17 protein-coding genes and 2 pseudogenes are annotated in these 20731 nt (G+C 32.6%); 2 read left to right on the forward strand and 17 right to left on the reverse strand.

Features of this window, described 5'->3' with window-relative positions; genetic code table 11:
• Window positions 1-2: 2 nt before the first annotated feature.
• The 17 genes and pseudogenes from FJN11_RS06840 to FJN11_RS11015 form a co-directional block, all read right to left on the reverse strand.
• A complete protein-coding gene (locus FJN11_RS06840) occupies window positions 3-1562 on the reverse strand; it encodes a putative ABC transporter permease subunit (RefSeq protein WP_140224417.1) in 1560 nt (519 codons plus the stop codon).
• Window positions 1555-2265, reverse strand: coding sequence for an ABC transporter ATP-binding protein (locus FJN11_RS06845; protein ID WP_140224418.1), 711 nt, complete (start codon window positions 2263-2265; stop codon window positions 1555-1557). The genes FJN11_RS06840 and FJN11_RS06845 overlap by 8 nt, the downstream gene beginning before the upstream one ends.
• 108 nt (window positions 2266-2373) lie before the next feature.
• Complete coding sequence (locus tag FJN11_RS06850) at window positions 2374-2991, reverse strand: TetR/AcrR family transcriptional regulator (RefSeq protein WP_140224419.1); 618 nt, start codon at window positions 2989-2991, stop codon at window positions 2374-2376.
• A gap of 145 nt (window positions 2992-3136) precedes the next feature.
• Window positions 3137-3916, reverse strand: a complete 780-nt coding sequence (locus FJN11_RS06855; protein WP_140224420.1) for an alpha/beta hydrolase — start codon at window positions 3914-3916, stop codon at window positions 3137-3139.
• 161 nt (window positions 3917-4077) lie between these two features.
• Entirely contained in the window at window positions 4078-5760 is a 1683-nt protein-coding gene (locus FJN11_RS06860) for an ABC transporter ATP-binding protein (RefSeq protein WP_140224421.1), read from the reverse strand.
• A 21-nt stretch (window positions 5761-5781) separates the two neighbouring features.
• Window positions 5782-6501, reverse strand: a complete 720-nt coding sequence (locus FJN11_RS06865) for an ABC transporter ATP-binding protein (protein WP_140224422.1) — start codon at window positions 6499-6501, stop codon at window positions 5782-5784.
• Between the two features lie 135 nt (window positions 6502-6636).
• Window positions 6637-7377, reverse strand: a complete 741-nt coding sequence (locus FJN11_RS06870) for an ABC transporter permease (protein WP_140224423.1) — start codon at window positions 7375-7377, stop codon at window positions 6637-6639.
• A gap of 172 nt (window positions 7378-7549) precedes the next feature.
• Window positions 7550-8185, reverse strand: a complete 636-nt coding sequence (locus FJN11_RS06875; RefSeq protein ID WP_140224203.1) for a TetR/AcrR family transcriptional regulator — start codon at window positions 8183-8185, stop codon at window positions 7550-7552.
• 431 nt (window positions 8186-8616) lie between these two features.
• Window positions 8617-9660 carry an ATP-binding protein gene (locus tag FJN11_RS06880; protein ID WP_140224204.1) on the reverse strand — a complete coding sequence of 348 codons (1044 nt, stop codon included), beginning with the start codon at window positions 9658-9660 and terminating at the stop codon, window positions 8617-8619.
• Between the two features lie 1352 nt (window positions 9661-11012).
• A complete protein-coding gene (locus FJN11_RS06885; protein WP_140224205.1) occupies window positions 11013-12296 on the reverse strand; it encodes a cellulose synthase in 1284 nt (427 codons plus the stop codon).
• Between the two features lie 75 nt (window positions 12297-12371).
• Entirely contained in the window at window positions 12372-12716 is a 345-nt protein-coding gene (locus FJN11_RS06890) for a hypothetical protein (protein ID WP_140224206.1), read from the reverse strand.
• Window positions 12717-13008: 292 nt separating this feature from the next.
• Window positions 13009-13304, reverse strand: a pseudogene (locus FJN11_RS06895) (ATP-grasp domain-containing protein); the annotation flags it as partial.
• Window positions 13305-13317: 13 nt separating this feature from the next.
• Window positions 13318-13557 carry a hypothetical protein gene (locus FJN11_RS06900; protein WP_042751170.1) on the reverse strand — a complete coding sequence of 80 codons (240 nt, stop codon included), beginning with the start codon at window positions 13555-13557 and terminating at the stop codon, window positions 13318-13320.
• Between the two features lie 28 nt (window positions 13558-13585).
• Window positions 13586-14947: a hypothetical protein gene (locus FJN11_RS06905; RefSeq protein ID WP_140224207.1), complete on the reverse strand. Its 1362-nt coding sequence runs from the start codon at window positions 14945-14947 to the stop codon at window positions 13586-13588.
• Between the two features lie 2 nt (window positions 14948-14949).
• Window positions 14950-15474 carry a hypothetical protein gene (locus FJN11_RS06910; RefSeq protein WP_140224208.1) on the reverse strand — a complete coding sequence of 175 codons (525 nt, stop codon included), beginning with the start codon at window positions 15472-15474 and terminating at the stop codon, window positions 14950-14952.
• A gap of 232 nt (window positions 15475-15706) precedes the next feature.
• Entirely contained in the window at window positions 15707-17431 is a 1725-nt protein-coding gene (locus tag FJN11_RS06915) for a hypothetical protein (protein WP_246039360.1), read from the reverse strand.
• 81 nt (window positions 17432-17512) lie between these two features.
• Entirely contained in the window at window positions 17513-17644 is a 132-nt protein-coding gene (locus FJN11_RS11015; RefSeq protein WP_425471093.1) for a hypothetical protein, read from the reverse strand.
• A 354-nt stretch (window positions 17645-17998) separates the two neighbouring features.
• On the opposite strand from FJN11_RS11015, the pseudogene FJN11_RS06925 reads away from it, so the two are divergent.
• Window positions 17999-18298 (forward strand): annotated as a pseudogene (locus tag FJN11_RS06925) (conjugal transfer protein); the annotation flags it as partial.
• Complete coding sequence (tcpF, locus tag FJN11_RS06930) at window positions 18282-20729, forward strand: conjugal transfer ATPase TcpF (protein ID WP_000331160.1); 2448 nt, start codon at window positions 18282-18284, stop codon at window positions 20727-20729. The pseudogene FJN11_RS06925 and the gene tcpF, both read left to right, overlap by 17 nt.
• The last annotated feature ends 2 nt before the right edge of the window (window positions 20730-20731 follow it).

Below are 20731 nucleotides of genomic sequence, written 5' to 3' on the forward strand. Positions count from 1 at the left end.
AACTAGATAAAATTTGACTTGCTTATTGTTAAATAAACACCCATTGTAATAACCAATAAAACTACTGATACTACCTGTAAAACAAATATAATCGGAATATTAAACAGCCAATTAAGCAAAAGTGGCGTAATAAGCGCAATCATACCAATAATTCCAGTTACAATAACAGGAAGACTTTGTTTGACAACTATCATCTCACTGTCCCAATCATAGTTAGGATATTTTTTATTTAATGCGATTCCGATTACAGTTATAAAAAAGGAGTAACATATAGGAACAATAACTAGATTCATAACTTGAATAGGATTCATATCAAGTTTCAGCATAAATACAGATACAGAAATCATATATCCAATCAAATGAAGTGTAAGGTTGACAGCTATCTTAGCATTTAAAATCTTTTTCACTTCAACCGGAGAACTTTTCAAAATCCAAATATTTTTACCCTCTAAAGACATAGATGAAGCTGCTGGACAACTGAGTGAAAGCATAGATGAAATAAAGACGGGAGCTAAGTTTGAAAGATACTCATTTATATTTTCAATTCCTGCAGAATTTCCTATTTGCCCTACAGAATTAAACAGGAAAAATATACTAAAGACACATAAAAGAATCACTCCAAGCCCAGCATTCAAGACTGCCATATAAGAACTTAAAAATCGTCCAAGCTCTTTTTGATACAAGGCAAAAAATACCGATTTTCTTTCATAAGATACTTTGTCATTAGCATATCTAGATTTCGTATTGGCAAGTGTATTAAGTAGTTCATACTTCAACGAAGCAATTTTGACAAATAGATAAAAGACGACTATTGAAAGAACTATATAAAATCCCATACCATAGTACATTGGAAAATTGTAGTATGACATAAATAGTCTAGAAATTGGATACAGTCCAGTAATTTGCTTAGCCAGAGTAGCCCCAATACTACTTTCAACACCTGATTGCAAAGCTGATAATGCAAAATATCCAATTATCCCTAACATCGCAAATGAAAAAATAAGAGAGATTACATTTTTTCTTTTAAAAGAAGATGAAGCGACAACAATAATGAGTCCCATGCATGCTGCTATACACATGGGGATCAAAGGGGCAAAAATTATAGAAGTAAAATACAATATAATCTGTAGGAGGTTTAAACTTCCGTTCAAGCCCCATACAATTCCACCCGGAAGCATAAACATCAAGCCTAATAAAAAATTCAATAAGTACATAAACATGAACTTGCTGGTGATAATATACGAACTTTTAACAGGTAAGGATAGGAGAATTTCCATATCTCGACTACCAAATAAAATGCCATTCGAATAAAAGACAGTCAAAAATAATATTGAAAAACTTGATACAGAGACCATATATGCCGGTATCAAGTCCTGCTGTCCGACGTGTACTAATGTTTTCGCTGTTAGTATATTATAAACAAAGCAAAATAAGGAAAGAGTTATTATGCCAAAACTCGCAATAGCCATTGAACTTTGTTTTTTATTTCCTGAATCTCTAATCTCGTTAATAGGAAAGAAATTAATCAATTGCGCTTTGAGCAGTATCCAAATGTTACTCATTGTCCTGCACCTCCATGAAAAATGCCTCCAATGATTCATCACCTTTGACGTCTCCTGTATTGCCACTTGCAATTAACTTTCCATTTTTGATAATGGCAATCTTATTACATAATTTTTCCGCAACATCCAATACATGGGTTGAAAAGAAAATAGCACCTCCATCTGAAACACACTCATGCATAATTTTCTTTAGTAGGAAAGTTGCTTTGGGATCTAGACCAACAAAAGGTTCATCTAAAATCAACAGTTTGGGAGAATGTACAAGTGCAGAAATAATGGCTGTTCGTTGCTTCATTCCATGTGAATATGAAGAAATAATCCCCGAAAGATGCTCAGTCATATCAAATAAATCACCGTATTTTTGGATTCTCTCCATGCGTATTTTTGTAGGAATTTCAAACAAGTCAGCAATAAAATTGATATATTGAAGTCCTGTCATATGTTCATACAAATCTGGATTATCTGGGATATACGCCATCATTTTCTTACAAATAACAGATTCTTCTTTAATAGAATGACCGTTGATAATTATACTTCCATCTTCAAAATCATGGATACCGACAACTGCCTTTATTGTTGACGTTTTTCCCGCACCATTTGCTCCAATAAAACCATAAATATCTCCAGACTGTACTGAAATAGATAGGTTATCCACAACCTTCTTATCCCCATAACTTTTACTAAAATTCTTTATATCTAACATATTTTCACCTCTATTGACAATTTGTCAGTCTTGTTTTGAAATAATACCGATAGCTTGTTTTGATATAGCTATCGGTACATAGTTCTCTCTACAAACATTCTATCTTTTTTAATTGCTAAAGAGTCCTTTTGTATTTAGATTTTGTTCCAGCATTATCTTAAATGCATTCAAGTAATCTTTGACAGGTTCTTTCTTTGAAGTTATTATACCTATGTTATTTGAAACAAAAACATAGGCTGTCATCAGAAATTCAGATGTTTCTGATGGATATTTTACAGAAAATACTTTTTCTGAGATGCCTTGATTTATTATCTTCTCAAAATATATAGTCAGTTTTTCAATGAGCTTATGAGATAACTTATCTAACATATAACGATTTTCTTCAAGATCAACCGTCTTTTGTAACTCAGTTCCTTCCGCTGAAACGTTATCTGTAGAGATTATTGTGGCATCTATAAAGGCTCTTATTTTTTCAATAGCAGTTTTGTTGTCATCATTGACAATCACATGAATATCTCTCAATAATTTCTCTGAATAACGTTCCACAAGACAATACAGAATATCTTCTTTGTTCTTAAAGTGATAGTATAACAAACCTCGTGATATATTTACCTTATCGACTATATCCTGAGTTGTTGTGTTCGCATATCCTTTCTCCATAAAGAGGAGCATAGCAGCGTGCATAATCTCAGCCCGTCGAATTTCTGGATCTTTTACATCTCGCATTTTATTCCTCCTGATTACAAATTATACTACTCTACTGACAAATTGTCAATTATAAATTACCTTTTTGAGGATACTAAAAAATCCTTGACACCAAGGCTTTTTCGTCAACTTTTTTTTCTAAGCTCGTACAAGCAGTACGACCGCTTCAACGTTGATTGCTCTTTAAAAATGGCTCAACTAAATCAATCCACTCCTGATGTAGGTAAGATGATAAATAACCGTGATTATAACCTTTTGCTTCATACAAAATTGTATTTGAATGTAGCTGATGAAATATTTTCGCTGATTCTTTCACACAGTTCAATTCTTTTTCACCATAGATATACAGAACCTGAGACTTGCTAGCAGAAATCATATCTTTCAGCTTGTAATGCCCCATATAGGTTTTGTAAATGGTCACCAATGTTTTAACAGGCGTCCTTGGCAGATCCTCCAAATAATAAGCTTTTATTTCCTCTGGATAAGCCAGTTTAGGATAGAGTTTGTTCATCATGCTTAACTGAAGTTTGCAAGAGAATTTATTGAACATCAGTTTACCAAATAGAGACACTAGAAAGATGCTGGTTTTTGATAACCTTGGTTGAGGAATACAGAGGCTTCCGTCTATGATGGCCTTCTCAGCAATTTCACTGTCTAAAGACAAAAGCTCCATGGCAATTTGACCACCAAGTGAAACACCACCGATTGCAAACAATTTCCCACTACAGTTTGCTTTGATATAGTCTAGAATCTCCAAAGCAGAATCTTCAGTAGAAACATAATCAAGTTGATATTCCTCGCCGTGGCCATTCAAAGTGGGTAGAATAATACGGTATTTTTCTGACAAGATACGTGCCTGCCGAAGATAATTCCACCAAGAACTGCCACCACCGTGTATTAGTAAGATAGGAGGTAAATTCTTATCCCCAAATTCATGGAACTTCATGTTTAAACTCCTTACTGTAGGACTTTCACTAGCTACATCCTTGTTTAATCAGTTTGAACAAGCAGTGATACCGCCTCAACATGTCGTGATAGCAAACTTCTATATTATAGAACGAAAGTGATAGAGTGTTTTATAGAATTATACTATAAAACGAAAGAGAATTACACACTCAACTCAACCAATTTATAAAATTCACCTTTCCTATCCATCAAGTTATCAAAAGAACCATCTTCAACAATAACTCCATTTTTCATAAAAAGAATTCTATTGTATTTTTTCAATATGCTCTTATTTAACTTATGCGTAACAACAAGAACCGTCAAATCTTGAATTTCTAAAATTGAATTTTCAATTTCAGTAGTAACTTTATTATCTAAAGACGAGGTAGCCTCATCTAATAATAAGATTGGTGTTTTTCGAATTAAAGCACGCGCAATACTAAGTCTCTGTCTCTCTCCCCCAGATAGATTTGATCCATTCTCGCCACATGAAGTTTGTAGACCTAATTCATTTTCTAAAATATAACTTTCTAAGCCAGACTGCTGTACAGCTTTTTTTATATCATCTTCAGTAAAGGATTGACTAAGGGTAATATTTGCTTTTAAAGTATCATCAAAGATATAAACATCTTGCTGAACAATAGTCATTAAGTTATAAAGGCTCTCTGCTGAAATAGCTTGCAAATCTTGATTATCAATTGAGATATACCCACTTGTTACATCATAGAAACGCAGTAATAGATTGAGTAAAGTTGATTTTCCACTACCTGACATACCTACTATTGCAATTTTTTCCCCCTTTTTGATCTGTAAAGATAAATTATTAAAAATCTTTTCCTCAGCATTAGGGTAGAAAAAATCTACGTTTGAAAAAGAAATGACATCATCAAAATATTCTTTCGTTTTACCAGTTTGAAGTTCGATTACATCTTTTACCTCAAATGAATTCAGTGTAGCCTGACCTTCGCGGAATTTACTCATTCCCATACCAATTTCATTTAGTGGCATTACTACAAAATTGACTAGTTGAACAATAGCTGTAACACTCCCGATTGTGGTATGCCCACCGAAGACCAGATACATTCCTCCACCAAAGGCTACTAAAAAAACAATCATCCCTGAAAGTTGAGAAATAACATTAGATAAAACATCAAATTTTCCTTTGATGAAATATATCTCATCCAATTTTTCGCTTTCGTTTTTGTAATCTTGACGGATAGCCTCTTTCACATTAAAACTCTTTATAACTAGAAACCCTGCTAAAATATCTTTAACCTTAGCTAAATATTTCTGATCGGATATTATAGAAATATTTTGTAGAGAGGCTGATTTTTGTCCAATAAATCCTGAAATCATCATAGGAATAATGCTAGCAATGATAACTAATAAGGTCAAAAACCAATTACCTATAAACATGGCTACTAGTGAGAAAATCATTAAGGAAATATTTTTTGAAATATTAAAATACTGGTGCAAATAATCCTGCTCAATTTTCTTCATGTTCTCAGTTAATATTGAAATAAATTTCCCTGATTTTTCCTTAGAAAATTCTCTATAATCGCTATCTAAAATAGATTTAAACACCTTATTTTTGTATCTTGACATAATCTGCCTAACAAGTTTATTTCTTAATCGAAGGGATATAAAATTAAGACTGGCATAGATAAATATTACGATAGCGCCTATTAGTATCGCTTGGGTTAGAGCTTCCCTATTTTGGGACATTCCACTATCAATTATAATTTTAATAGAATAAGCAAAAGCAATATTAGTTAAAGGAACTAGTATATTAAAAATCATGAAAGTATAAAAAGACTTCTTATGGTACTTTGTCAATTGTTTCATTCCTAATCTACCTCATAATTCTTAAATTTCATTTAGAAAATGTGACATAAAATATTCTTCTAAGTCAATATTCTCTCTCCTAATCTCTTTCATAGAGACTTGTTCTAGCATTTCTCCATTTTTGATAAAACCAATTTTATCTGCTATCTGTGAAATTTCCGATAATATATGACTCGATATTAGTATTGTAATTCCATGTTCCTTTGAAAGCGACAACAAAAGATTTCGAATTTCTTGAATTCCTATTGGATCTAAACCATTGATTGGCTCATCTAAAATTAACAATTTAGGTTTTGTTAGAAACGCACGAGCTAAACCAAGCCTTTGCCTCATTCCTAACGAAAAATCTTTTACTTTTTTAGTCGTATTTTTTAATCCGACCATCCTTAAGGCTCTTATTATATCTGATTCGGTAATATTTTTCCTCATATATTGCGCGTGAATTTCCAAAATTTCTTTTGCTGTGAGGTTTTCATAAAAAATTGGTGTTTCAATAACACTTCCAACCTGACTTAGAATGTCCTCTCTGTGATCTTGTAAATTTTTTCCAAAGATTTCAATACTACCAGATGTAACAGTTGATAAGGATAACATGCATTTCATTAAAGTTGTTTTCCCTGCGCCATTTGGTCCTAAAAATCCATAGATTTCTCCTTCAGCAATTTGAAGGTTGATACCACTTAAAATTTCTTCTTTATCAATTGTTTTAAAAACTTCTTTTACTTCAACAATATTTTTCATTTCTATCTCTCTTTCTATATCTAGCTTTAAATGCAAGAATTTTTCTTCAGGAGCATAAATACTAACTTATACAGTCTCTTCGTTTAAATAAATCATCACAAAATTAGCACTTTCCTTCCATTAAATTTAGCTATACTACTTGATATTAATATCTTTTCTTGAAATAGTATAAATTGAAAATAAAGTAATCATTAAACTTATGAAACTTGCAAATATCAAAAAGAATAAGTTATCAGCAATATTATTAGATAAACTTCCTGGACTTACATTCGAAAGTAATGCTGCTAAACCAAGTCCTGAAAGCATTGTTATAGCTGTTGAATGCTTAATCATACCTAAAACAAATGGTAGTAACCCTATTAGTACTGTTGCAAACGTTATTCCAGCTAAGTTAATTAATTGACTAGCTAGAGGGATATAACTAGATTCAGTTACAACAGCCATGAATCTAATGAATAATTGAATCACTAAATGTGCAGAAAAATGGGCAATAAATGCTATTAGAATGACTGAAAGAATTTTTCCCCAAAGTAACTTTATTTTAGAAATAGGGTAAGAAAACAACTGAAAAATTGTTCTTCGTTTAAATTCATCAATAATAATCGTAGATAATAAATAAGATTCGAAAATCAAAAATGCTGCTTTAGTAAATAAAGATGAAAACAATGAAGCTACAATTGCCCAACCTTCCCATTTACCAGTAATTCTAATAACATTAGAATCCTGTCCAGTGAATTCTCCTAGTTTATTGTCAGTACCTAAACCCATAATAATGATTGCTGTAATACCTAACACTATAAATATAGTACACAACCAGGCTAAAAATAATTTAGATTTAGAAACTTTATTTAATTCAATTTTAATAAGCGACAACATAGATTATTTCCTCCAAAAGATTTTGTTAATATTAATGACACTATTCTCAAAGTACTTTACATACTCATGGTATGTAAAAACCTAAAAAAGAAACATACTACAGGTATGTATAATAGTATTTTTAATACCATAGCTAGAGTATGGTATTTTAAAAAATATCTATACGTAAAACTTATTTACTGTTTTTTAAGTGATCAAATAATTTGAAAATTACTTCCATCATTTCATCAGTAATCAACTGTACTCCCAGACCTTCAAAAGTTAGTTTAATGAAATTCATTTTACGCTTTAATTCTTCTACTGAATAAATAGAAATTTTGAACCCAATCCAAATATTCAATGTTAAGACAATCAAATCAGCTAGCTCTTCTGGGTATTCTGTTTTAATTGATTTATCTTCAACACCTTCGAAAACTTTTTCTCTAATCTCTGGTAAAAAATCAGAAAATAAATTTAGATACTGTTCACCTAATAAACGTGGGCTTCTTAACATAATTGAAGCTGAGTATACAAGCCTTTGTTGTTCAAAATCAGAGAAAGCATCCATCAAAGAATTTTGTATTTTTTCTAATGCAGTATCTCCTCTCCAATTATAATTTAGAATTTCTTGATTATTTTCGCTAAGAATTGATTGCAAAATTGCATCTTTAGACTCAAAATGATGATAAATAACACCTTTTGTCAACCCACCTAACCCATCTATTATATCTTGTATTGAGGTATTATCAAATCCTTTTTCTAAAAATAAACCTTTAGAAACTTCTAATATTTTTCTTCTTGTTTCTTCTGGATTTCTATTCCTTGCCATTATAATCCCCCTTTTTCATACCGCTGGTATGTATTTGTATTATAATGTATTAAACTCATAATGTCAAGTTCCTTGTTATTTACTACATAATTTTACGCAGTTCATTTTCTCTCCTGAAAATCAAAAAGGAGAACAATATACAATTGTTCTCTCTTAAGATAAATATTTATTGTTGTATTCATTTTTCCGATACGCAAACGACATCTACAAATACATTTACATCTATGTTTCTTTTTAGGACTTTTTTGACGTCAAAATTGCCTTTATCTACAAATACAAAATGCTTGTAAAATAGCTTAAAATCAAGGATTTTCACCCTCTTGTTCGTTGTAGAAACACTACACACTCGACATGTGGTGCTAGTGACTGCATATACTATGAAACGAAATGAGGTTTGTCAGAATTAGGAATGTACTTTTTAACGAAATACATTAAAAATTTATATTTCTAGATGGAAATGATGCTTTAGAAATAGATATCATATCGTGAGCTGCTATTTTTTCTCCAGCATCAATTATTGAACTCAACAGTGTAGTACTATCAATATCGGTATTCTGGAGTGGAAGTTCAATTGCGACTAAAGTTCCATCTAATTGATTAGGTCCATCTTCAATTTCTTCAATATCGCCACTTGTATAAACGTAGTTATCGCCACTTATTAATAAAAATCTCCCATTTAATTTCTTACATAACTCACTTACTACATATAGCCCAAATCCTGAGTTACTCCATCTATCAGTATCTCTATTTTCTGTTCCTCTTCGAAATGCTTTAGATATACCCGGTCTTATTGCTGAACGTAAAGAATCAAGATTAGTCTCATTCTCTCTTTTATGGAATTGGTTTGCCGTTAAGCTCCTATGAACTCCAATTCCTTCATCCATTATTACAATTTGTGCTCTGGAATAGCTACTACTAGGCCAAGCTTGACCACAAATCCATAAATCGTCTTTACCTGAATGTTCAGGAACATTTCTAATTATTTCTCTGATAATATATTTCAATATTTCTTGCAACTCACTGTGACCTGTAACTATCTGCGCTAGCTGAGTAGCACGGCCAATGATATAATCTCCCCTCTCGAAATATTCTCCACGTAAGAAACTTTTTCCATACTCTTCTTTTACATTTATATTTGTTATGGGAATATAGGTATTATTCCCTTTAACATGACCAGTATTTTTACCTTCAGTAGCATGTGGAACAAAATATTTAAATAAGCCCATCCATCCATAGTAACCACTATTTTTTCCAGTAGCTTCAAGGATAGAAACTACTATTCCTTCTCGATCTTCAATAATTTTTCTAAATTGGTAACCAAAATATATCATTGCAATCGGCTCCGCCCACCTAAGAAATCTAAAGTCTAATATTATTTCCTTATCATTTTCTGAAAGTTTATCAATTTCCTTCAATAAATAGTCATATCTATTTTTGACTTTATCAAAACTTAGAGACCTTATCTCAATTTTCATATTGTTAATATCTCCTAACTATTAATTACTTATTCGAGTCCTAGTTTGACCCCCTAACCCCCTCATCGAATTATACAAATCTTTCAAACCATAAATACTTTTACAATAAGAATATTCGATTGTTACACCCTCTCTATGATAATTAATCTTCTTTTTTTAGCACCATTATATCACAAAAAACACATAAATTACCTGCACTCTTAGAATATTATAAAACGACTTCAGCTCCATTGACAATGCAACTGTAACTTACTTTCCGAATATTATTTTTTAAACAATCCAAACATCAAGTGGGATAATCTCCTTACATCCCCCCACCCATAGTAAGAATAATTTCTATATGTTTGAAATTTGTATTACCACAGCTACATTCCATAACAATGTAGCAATCGTCATCATCAAAAAAGTTTACAAATCAACCATTTTTGCAATTTCGAGATACGAACAAGTATAAGTTAATGCTTTGCCATCAGGAATTTTGTAACTTGCTGTGAATATCTCGAGTTAAAGCATACCATAGTAGTCGATATAAAAATATAACTCAATTGAGTTACCGCTAGTGATTCTAATAGGATAGTTCAATTCTATTATACTGTTCCTCATTTAGTATAAATTGAATCGTTCTAAGATCATTATATGGTGGATAGCCGAATCTCTCAGAAAGAATTCTACGGAGCTGGTTTACTTGAGCATCTGTTAAGTAAGAACTAGTAATTAAATCTGTCCCACAAAATTTGAAAGTATACAATTTGTTAATATCATATTGTGGAATAAATCCTCTAAATAGAAGCCAATTTTGTGTTTTACCATATTCCACAGTTTCCAACTTTAGTATCAAACTATGAGTCATCATTATTCCTCCATTATTATTAATCTTAGTTATTATATCATGTTTTTTCAATAAATAAACGTTTTTAGTATAAATTTATATTATAATACTCTTATCGACCATTTAGTGATACTTGTGAAGGATGCATTTATTCCCATTAATCCTCATTTTATGGAAATAACTCCGTGATTTCTTGTGTTTATGGATATAAATGACACAAAAATCAAGATACTTCATCAAGATACTAAATTTGAACTCTACCTTTAATATTTTTATACCTCTGATAAAAGAACTTACCTACAAGGTATTTCTTAACCTCTTTCGTTACAAGTTTTTTACGCCTTTGCTAGTAAAAGCTAAACACTCCACGTGGTGCTAGCGAACTTCTATATTATAGAACAAAAATATATTCTTTCTTGTACCAAATACCTATTTAAAATAAATGTGTAAAATTATTTATTACTAAAATAGTTAATCATTTATTCCAATAACACTACATTCTGTAAAAACCAAAAACACAAAATTACCAATAGTACCTTTTCTCTCTTAGATATTGTTCTTTTTGTTCTCTAGAATTGTCATGATTTCTGATTCCTAACAATTCGTCTGTTGAAGAAACTATTGGGTCGATCCAGTCAGCTTTGGATCTAATCCAATCAATTTCCTCTTTACTAAGTTTCCCTACTATCTCCAGTTTATCAGCCATCAGTCTTAAATCATTTGCTGTTTGAAAATCTTCTAGCATATTTAGAAGAGACATTGTCCGCTTCTTCTCTTCTTCGATTCTATTTTGTAATTTTCTTTTTCGCTCCTGCTCCTCTTCGTATTGTCTTGCTCTCTCTTCACGTTCAAGTCGTAAGTTCTTAACTTTATAATACTCTTGGTAAATTAAAACGATTATTTCTGGGATTGATTGTTCAAGTGTGAATTCTTTAGTATCTTTAATGTATTTACCATCTATTATCTTAAATCGAAATTTTCCATTTGGAATATAGTCATACTTCTTTATTCTTGGTTTAAAAGCATATCTATTAAACTTAACGCTATCATTGTACTCTGCTAGTTCTTTAGCTTCTTCTTTTGTCAATTCATGACTTACTTTGTCTGTTAACTCTATAACTTCAAAACGAACAATATCCTTATCAATTTGAATATCCCAATTTGAAGTTACAATATCACCGATTCTTTCAATTACAGTAACTAGAGTATCTAAAAAGCGATATAAGCGTGGAAGAGAATTTAGTGAAATATTTTTTACAAATTTAGGTTCTTTTAAATCATTATATCTGTGTCTAGAATCAAAGTAAGGATAGGAAGCAGCTTTTTCCCTCTTATTCCACTCTGCTATTTTATCTCTTAGATTAGCTACAGATTTATGTAATCTCTTATTTGGAGACTGGTTTAAGTTTGAAACGGCTTCTATAATAAGCTCAATTTTATCGTCCGCTAAAAATGATAATGAACTTCTTATACTAGTTGTATCAAGTTTAACAGTATCTTTATTTTTATCTTCCGAAGTCTCCTCTTTATATTTAACAGGTTTTATTCTATTGTTTTTTAGACTTTTTCTATCAATATTAACTTCATTTACGTCATTTTGTGGTAATGGAACAATAAATTCACTTAAATCTTGTTCAGTATTCTTACGATACCAATAACTCCCATTTGGAATTGGGATTTCAAATTCTTTGCATTTCTTAAGTAAGTCTGAATAACTTAAATCATATTTCAATGAAACTTGTTTTGCACTTATCTCCCAGATTTCTTCATAGAGTTCTTCTCTAGAGAAGGTCTTTATCATCTTCATTCGAAACACCTTTACCCTTATATTTTACATCACCGTTTTTATATTTACCAAGCGAAAACGCAAATTCAAAAACTTCTAATTCTTCACTTCTGCATTTTCGCTTAATATAAAAAGTAAATCTTGTTTTAAACCGTTAAATTCCTCTATAATTTTATCTAAACTAGTTTCAATATTTTCAACACGGATCTCAGATAGTTTCCCATGATTGTATGAAATCATTCTTTCACCGATAATATGATATGACCAACTCTCAGTGAAACGTCTATCTCTTTCTTCGTTATGAATAGCAAAACCAATTGGAAGAAGATTATTTCTAAGACCTATCGCAACTGCTTGTGAACTTATACCTAAATAATCACCAGCAATTTTTAATGTGATTTTATTTAACTTTCTAATATCTTCGTCGGTATATTTCGGCATGTTAATACTCCTTTGTTATAATTCAAAATGCAATAGTTTTCTAGCTGTCATAAAATGTGAATAACAATTCTCCTATGAACAATATCTATTATGTTCATCAAGCTTTTAAATTGTTATAAAATTCAGTTGATCATTTAGTAATCATATCGAATGTTTCCATAATTCCTATTTTCCTAATCAACTTTCAAATATATAGCGCTTTCATTATCTTCTTATTCTATTATATCATTATTCAAAGTAAAAAACTGTAACCTAGTAGTTACAGTTTTTCACAGATTTACTTCTGGTCTTTCTAAAAATTTATAAGTTCACTTTCAGGAATGTTAAAAACATCGTATTTTTCAAAATAGGGTTTTACCATTTCTTTCTATCTACGTTTAAGAAAATTGATATAGTTTAAAGCAGATAGCCAATAAGCTATAGGCGCATCTTTCCAACATGATATGGCTTCATCAATTACACTTGCATCAAAATGTGCATGATAATCACCTGTATAGGGGCGAACATCAATACTTGACCATCTAACACAAAACAGCGCCATTCTGCTATGAATTCTACAACTTCACTAATATTATATCTATAACAGAAAATCTTTTCCTTATTACTCTTTGTTCAAAGATTCCAGAATTTCTCTATAACCTTCGTAGAAACGATCTCTTGTAACTACCTCACCAGGATATTTTTTTTCAAGAAGTAAGAATATATCATTTGGATTAATTCCTTCATCTAAAAAATCTTGATACAGTGGGCTACATAACCTCATTTCACCTTTACTTGAAAATTTTAAAAATGTTCCATATATTGGAATCATTGACAATAGATTGTATAGACTTTTTTTCATTGTTTTCCTTTTATCTAAGTTTATTAATTTAATCAAATATAACTAACCTATCATTACTGAAGTTATTAAAGGTAAGATTTACTTTTTCATAAACCTCTTGAGTTTCCTTATAAATCTTATCCGAAACATATGAAGCTCTCAATTCGGATTTCTCAGTCAGCACCCACTTTAACTGAGAGTATGAATATTTTGCAAAAGCAATCCATTGTGCGTAATTTATTGTCATAGGATTTTTTGTAAAGTAGATTTTCCCTGCATTAGCAGATGCGGCTATAGAATGTCCAATAAATAGCATCGTATGTAATTTGGGGTGTTTCTCTCTATCCAACGAAAAAGGAATAGAATTTTTTATTGAATGTCCTTCGTTGATTTTCTTAAGGGCGTATCCAATTCTGATTATAACTTCAATAATCATTGTGGAAATAGCCATACTACTAAAATGAATGAAATCATAGCCTTCGTAATACATTCCTTGTACTATTTCTGCTATTGTTTGATCCTCGTCACCAATTTTTCCAAACTGAAGCAAATTAAATAATCCCATCAATGGTGCAGGTAATCCCATTGATGTCGTAATATCAGATTTAAAATGAATTATCTGCTTTGCTATTGCTGCAAAAATATCACTTTCTTTTCTATCTGTGTAATTATCCATAAATTGAGATACTATTTTCCCAGTTTTATCAATAGTAGTCATCTTACCATTTAGAATATCACATACACCAATTACTAAACCAAGAAGTGGATCATGTCCAAGAGATAACAATCTATGATAATATGCAGATAGTCCATTAACATTTACTTTAGTATGACGATTATCTTGAGCATCAAAAGGGACTTTACTGACCTTTGAATTTGCCAACTTATCCATTTCTTCTTCAGGAAATCGTTGATTAAACCAGTCTCTTACATAATTAGATAAAGGGCCACCTTTTAAACCATTCGGAGTTTTCTCAGGTATTCCAATTAAAAGAATATCAATAATCGCTGCTAATATACCAGCTCCTGCACAAATCGATATATCAATTTTATCAAGTTTATGAATGTTGTTAAAATCATCCTGCAATGATTGAATAACTGTCTGATTAAGTTCCAATTCTTCATTTGTGAAGAGTGCATCTAGTTCATTCATTGAACCAACTTCGCACTCCGCTTTTATTACTAAGTCTTCCCATTTAGGTACAACGATAGTTTGTTTTTTAGTTTCGGTATCTATTATTGGTAAATCAGTCAGAGTATAGCCTAGCTCTCTCAATAATTTTTCACTTTCCTCTATACGTTCTTCTGCAATAGACATATCGGGTCTGTTTATTAAATCTAACTCTTTGGTTTGATGAGTTAAAATATTATTGAATTTTTGTTCTTCATCAGAATAAATGAATTTACTCATTGTTAGTCCCCTAAATCGTTTTTCAAATCTTTAATTGCTTGAGTTAGGAGGATATTTAAACTCTGTAAATAATCTAGGCGTTCCTTATCAGCATCTGCCTCAGTTTTCAGAGCTTGTATAATAGCTTCATGTTTTTGCAATGCTTCTTTATATAACCGTTCTTTTTCCTGTTTAAGTTGTTTATTTTTTAGATTAGAAGCTAATAATATACCGCCTCCGGCTAATACAACGACTGGAGCAGCCATTACAAACACTCCAGCTACCATACCACCTCCAACGACACCGCCAATAGCTGCAAGGCCTGAAGTAATGCCAGCCGCTGATAACCCTACAGTACCTAAACCATAAAGAGCTGCGAATGAACTTATCCCACCAATACCTGCTCCCAATGCACCAGCTAACACTTCTGGAATTGGACTCTCTCTTATTGTACGTGTTTTATCATTAAGAGCTGCCGCTGCTTCATTAATTATGTTTACAACTTGTTGTAGTGATTCTACATTTTGAAATATTGCTTCTTTACTCATAAAAAATCCTCAATCTTTTATTATTTTAATTATACCATGTATAAATTGAAAAACTGCAACATAAAAGTTACAGTCTAACAATATTTATCCAAAAACAGTGTAATGAATTATACCCTATCCTTTATCATTCACGAGAAATACTCACACATCAACATGTACTGACAGTATTTTCCAATACTATCAAATAAAAAGGATTTCTTCTCTTTAAGATTATATTATTGAACGAAAATATCTATTCCTCTTCATAATAATTCCTGCATTCCTCACATAAAAATGGCTCATCCTCACTTGGTGAACCGAAATCGTTACGACCACAATGCTCACACTCTGTTACTTCATTAATTTCTCCACAGTTTAGACATCTACCAAAATCTGTGATAGTTTCATCAACACATATCCACTCCTCTCCACACTCTTGACACGGTAAATCTAAAATAGGATCCGGACCACCATCTTTGATAATAGAATATTTAGAACTTTCCACTATATCCTTATAATCTGTGAATTCACTATTTATTATATCAACCAATCTTTTTCCTAGTCTATGCAGATCGTACTCTGAAATGCCATCCATTTGGACGGGCATATAAGTACCTTGAAACTCATCAAATTCAATAACACCATAAGTATAGGACACTCTTCCAATTTCTTCTATACTTGGACTCCCGTCTTTTTTATACCCTAAATATAGGAAACTTTGGGAACCTTCATAGTCGTTAATATCAGTATTAGCCTCAAAACTAATTACGTAACCATCAATTTTGTTTTCAATTTCAAATACAACACTATTTGAATTACAAATCTTTAGTTCAGTATAATCACTGAAATTCAAATACTCACTGAATCTGAAGGATTCTTCAATCGAATCATAAACTTGACTCAATTTATCATTGAATAGAGCTAGAATCTGGTTACTATTTCGAGTTGTTACCCCACTCTCGCTTTCCTTCAATTCAAGAATTCTATCCGACATTAACTCTTCCTGTAATAATAATTCAAATTCAAACTCTTCTTCCTTGCGCACCTCCTCTGATTTTAACTCTGATGACATCTTTTGTATACCACAAAGTAAAGCTTTCTGAACGACATCTATTGAATGTAATATACTCTTATAGGCTGATTTATCTATCATTTTATTGTGAGCGATATGATTTCGATCTAGTTCAAATCTTCTGAAATAATCTAGAAAATTATCTGGCAAAAATGGTGAAAAATAAGTTTGCCACCAATCACTATATACAACTTGCTGTCTTTGTAGAATTCTAGTCAAATTTTCCAAATGTAAATTAAGTTGAGTCAATTCCAATATATTCTCTTTAGAAGCATCCCACTTCATCACTTTATTTGAAAATATATCAAGCAAATCACCTGTATCAATAGACATCAATCTTTCATCTACATCTTTGAAATTATCAATTATTGCTTTGTAGTCAACATATCTAATTTTGTGTTTTCCTTGAATTTTTAAGGGTACAAGTCTCCACCAATGAATACCAAATTTTCGATTCATAACCAATGTAATAAATTTTCTAGCTAAATTTTCGACAGTAAAAACTTTAGGGTATAAATCGGTTGCTAAAAATTCGGACTCAGAATCAAATAACCAGAATATTTTCTTGTGCTTTGTTTTAATAAAATTTTTGACTATTCTCTTTAATCGCTCAAGGTATTCATTTTCTGTACTAATTATATAATTTTCGCTTTGAATTGAAACCATCAGTTCATAATTTTTTTCATAGGTACTAAATTCGACACCAATTCTCCATATGTACTCTCCAGAATGAAAATCAATAAGATAAAGTGGTACTTCAGTTAGGCTATAAAATTCACTATCTACTTCCTCAGCATCAATTACTCCTGATTCGACCAAGAAATTTTGAAATTCCATCAAATAAGTATCGAAATTATCAACAACTTTTTGCTCTGCAACTGCTACAAATTCAACTAATGTCTTCAAATTCTTATTAACTCCAATTATAATATTATGTCAATTATACCATAAAACCAAAAAAGACTGCAACTTCCCAGTCACAGTCTCTTATAAATCTACCTCAGTTCCTTCAAGGAAAGTTACTACAATTTGTCCAGCTTCTGAAATACTGATGTGGTCGAGTACTTGATTCATGATAACTCCATCAAATTTATCTAAATCTAGTAATTGTTTAAACATCCAATCTGGCCTTTGATCCTATATCGATTGTTACACTGCCAGACTGGCTGTTTCTCCCTGCTCGTGGTCTAGCTCTTCCTGCCAAATAGTTCTCCAGATTCCCTGAAAAATACTTTGCAGGTGAATGGGGTTTGTTAGCACTGGATAATGTAGAAATTGATATGGTTATCCTGCCGAAGCTGTTCTTTCCGTTCCATCTCAAGTTTCACCAAATTCAAGCCTTCCACATTAATGATATTAATGATTTATTCTTGATCACTTTAATATATCCACACTAAAGATAAAAGGTCACTGTTACCAGCGACCTCATATAGTCTTTCTATAAAATGTTTCTAGGCTTTTACGAGCAGAGCAACACACTCCACGTGGTTTGTCGTGTCACTCTTTGCAGTGATGATACTTGGCAACTTGCCCCCTCTTTCCATGATAGAGGGAGCATTTCTCAAATACTTTGGGATTCCTGTGGCTTTCACATGGTTTATGTCTACAAAAACTTTTGATGGTAAAAAGCCTTATGGATTTTTGAAGTCTGTCATTGCTTATGCACTGCGACCAAAGCTGACCTATGCAGGAAAAAAAGTAACGCTTGGCAGAAACCAGCCACAAGAAGCCATTACAGCAGTTAGGAGTGAATTTTATGGCATATCCAATTAAATACATTGAAAACAATCTCGTCTGGAATAAAGACGGGGAATGTTATGCTTACTATGAGCTTGTTCCTTACAATTACTCATTTCTAAGTCCAGAACAGAAAATACAAGTGCATGATTCTTTCAGACAGCTTATCGCACAAAATCGTGATGGCAAAATTCATGCTTTACAAATCAGTACAGAATCCAGCATACGTTCTGCACAAGAGCGTTCCAAAAATGAAGTCACTGGCAAGCTCAAAGCGGTTGCCTATGACAAAATCGACCAACAGACAGACGCTTTAATATCCATGATTGGCGAAAATCAAGTGAACTACCGTTTCTTTATCGGCTTTAAGTTGCTTCTCAACGATCAGGAGTTTTCTATGAAAAGTCTTACCGTTGAAGCAAAAAATGCTTTGTCTGATTTTGTCTATGATGTGAACCATAAGCTGATGGGCGATTTTGTTAGTATGAGTAATGATGAAATCCTGCGTTTTCAGAAGATGGAAAAGCTCTTAGAAAATAAAATCTCTCGTCGTTTCAAAATCCGCAGGTTAGATAAGGACGACTTCGGCTATCTGATTGAACACCTTTACGGACAGACAGGCACTGCCTATGAAGAGTATGAGTACCATCTATCAAAGAAAAAGCTGGATAATGAAACGCTGATTAAATACTATGACTTGATTAAGCCTACTCGCTGTTTGGTGGAAGAAAAACAGCGATATTTGAAAATCCAGCAGGAAGATGAAACCGTCTATGTAGCTTACTTTACCATTAACAGCATTGTCGGAGAACTGGACTTCCCGTCCTCTGAAATCTTCTACTACCAGCAACAGCAATTTACATTCCCGATTGATACGTCAATGAATGTGGAAATTGTAGCGAATCGTAAAGCCCTATCTACTGTCCGCAATAAAAAGAAAGAACTGAAAGACTTGGATAACCACGCTTGGCAAAGTGATAATGAAACCAGCTCCAATGTGGCGGAAGCTCTGGAAAGTGTGAATGAGCTGGAAACCAATTTAGACCAAAGCAAGGAATCTATGTACAAGCTGTCTTATGTGGTAAGGGTATCAGCAAATGATCTTGACGAACTCAAACGTCGTTGTAATGAAGTGAAAGATTTTTATGACGATTTAAGCGTAAAACTGGTACGACCATTTGGGGATATGCTCGGCTTACATGAAGAATTTTTACCTGCCAGCAAGCGTTATATGAATGATTATATTCAATACGTGACCTCTGATTTCCTCGCTGGTTTAGGTTTTGGTGCTACTCAAATGCTGGGGGAAAATGAGGGGATTTATGTTGGCTACAGCTTAGATACTGGACGCAATGTCTATCTGAAACCTGCTCTTGCCAGTCAAGGGGTTAAGGGTTCAGTAACCAATGCGTTAGCGTCGGCTTTTGTTGGTTCGCTGGGTGGTGGTAAATCCTTTGCGAATAACCTTATCGTCTATTATGCGGTGCTTTATGGGGCACAAGCAGTGATTGTAGACCCAAAAGCAGAACGTGGCAGATGGAAAGAAACCTTGCCAGAGATTTCCCATGAAATCAATATCGTCACTCTGACTTCTGATGAGAAAAACAAAGGCTTACTTGACCCTTATGTGATTATGAAAAATCCCAAAGATTCTGAATCACTGGCTATTGATATTCTGACATTCCTTACGGGGATTTCCTCTCGTGATGGGGAACGCTTCCCAATCCTTAGAAAAGCCATTCGTGCAGTAACCAATAGTGAAGTACGAGGGTTGATGAAAGTGATTGAGGAATTACGGGTTGAGAATACGCCACTAAGTACCAGTATAGCCGACCATATCGAAAGTTTTACAGACTATGACTTTGCACATTTATTATTCAGTAATGGTTATGTGGAGCAGTCTATCAGCTTAGAAAAACAACTGAACATTATACAGGTTGCGGACTTGGTACTTCCCGACAAGGAAACTTCCTTTGAGGAATATACCACTATGGAGCTTTTATCCGTTGCTATGCTGATTGTCATTAGTACCTTTGCTTTAGACTTTATCCATACAGACCGAAGCATTTTCAAGATTGTAGATTTAGACGAAGCATGGAGCTTTTTACAGGTAGCACAAGGAAAAACACTATCTATGAAGCTGGTTCGGGCTGGTCGTGCTATGAACGCTGGGGTATATTTCGTGACCCAAAATACAGACGACCTCTTAGATGAAAAACTGAAAAATAACCTCGGCTTAAAATTTGCATTTCGTTCCACTGACCTTAACGAGATTAAAAAGACCTTAGCCTTTTTTGGTGTAGACCCAGAGGACGAAAACAATCAGAAGCGATTGCGTGATTTGGAAAACGGGCAATGCCTTATCAGTGATTTATATGGTCGTGTCGGTGTGATACAGTTCCACCCTGTATTTGAAGAACTGCTCCATGCCTTTGATACCAGACCACCTGTGCGAAAAGAGGTGTAAAT

Origin of the sequence: Streptococcus symci, from assembly GCF_006385165.1 — a bacterium.
Classification (GTDB): Bacteria; Bacillota; Bacilli; order Lactobacillales; family Streptococcaceae; genus Streptococcus; species Streptococcus symci.

Coding starts and splice junctions, on each gene's coding strand:
- FJN11_RS06840 (WP_140224417.1), bottom strand. CDS start 1,562: ATGAGTAACATTTGGATACTGCTCAAAGCGCAATTGATTAATTTCTTT.
- FJN11_RS06845 (WP_140224418.1), bottom strand. CDS start 2,265: ATGTTAGATATAAAGAATTTTAGTAAAAGTTATGGGGATAAGAAGGTT.
- FJN11_RS06850 (WP_140224419.1), bottom strand. CDS start 2,991: ATGCGAGATGTAAAAGATCCAGAAATTCGACGGGCTGAGATTATGCAC.
- FJN11_RS06855 (WP_140224420.1), bottom strand. CDS start 3,916: ATGAAGTTCCATGAATTTGGGGATAAGAATTTACCTCCTATCTTACTA.
- FJN11_RS06860 (WP_140224421.1), bottom strand. CDS start 5,760: ATGAAACAATTGACAAAGTACCATAAGAAGTCTTTTTATACTTTCATG.
- FJN11_RS06865 (WP_140224422.1), bottom strand. CDS start 6,501: ATGAAAAATATTGTTGAAGTAAAAGAAGTTTTTAAAACAATTGATAAA.
- FJN11_RS06870 (WP_140224423.1), bottom strand. CDS start 7,377: ATGTTGTCGCTTATTAAAATTGAATTAAATAAAGTTTCTAAATCTAAA.
- FJN11_RS06875 (WP_140224203.1), bottom strand. CDS start 8,185: ATGGCAAGGAATAGAAATCCAGAAGAAACAAGAAGAAAAATATTAGAA.
- FJN11_RS06880 (WP_140224204.1), bottom strand. CDS start 9,660: ATGAAAATTGAGATAAGGTCTCTAAGTTTTGATAAAGTCAAAAATAGA.
- FJN11_RS06885 (WP_140224205.1), bottom strand. CDS start 12,296: ATGAAGATGATAAAGACCTTCTCTAGAGAAGAACTCTATGAAGAAATC.
- FJN11_RS06890 (WP_140224206.1), bottom strand. CDS start 12,716: ATGCCGAAATATACCGACGAAGATATTAGAAAGTTAAATAAAATCACA.
- FJN11_RS06900 (WP_042751170.1), bottom strand. CDS start 13,557: ATGAAAAAAAGTCTATACAATCTATTGTCAATGATTCCAATATATGGA.
- FJN11_RS06905 (WP_140224207.1), bottom strand. CDS start 14,947: ATGAGTAAATTCATTTATTCTGATGAAGAACAAAAATTCAATAATATT.
- FJN11_RS06910 (WP_140224208.1), bottom strand. CDS start 15,474: ATGAGTAAAGAAGCAATATTTCAAAATGTAGAATCACTACAACAAGTT.
- FJN11_RS11015 (WP_425471093.1), bottom strand. CDS start 17,644: ATGTTTAAACAATTACTAGATTTAGATAAATTTGATGGAGTTATCATG.
- tcpF (WP_000331160.1), top strand. CDS start 18,282: ATGGCATATCCAATTAAATACATTGAAAACAATCTCGTCTGGAATAAA.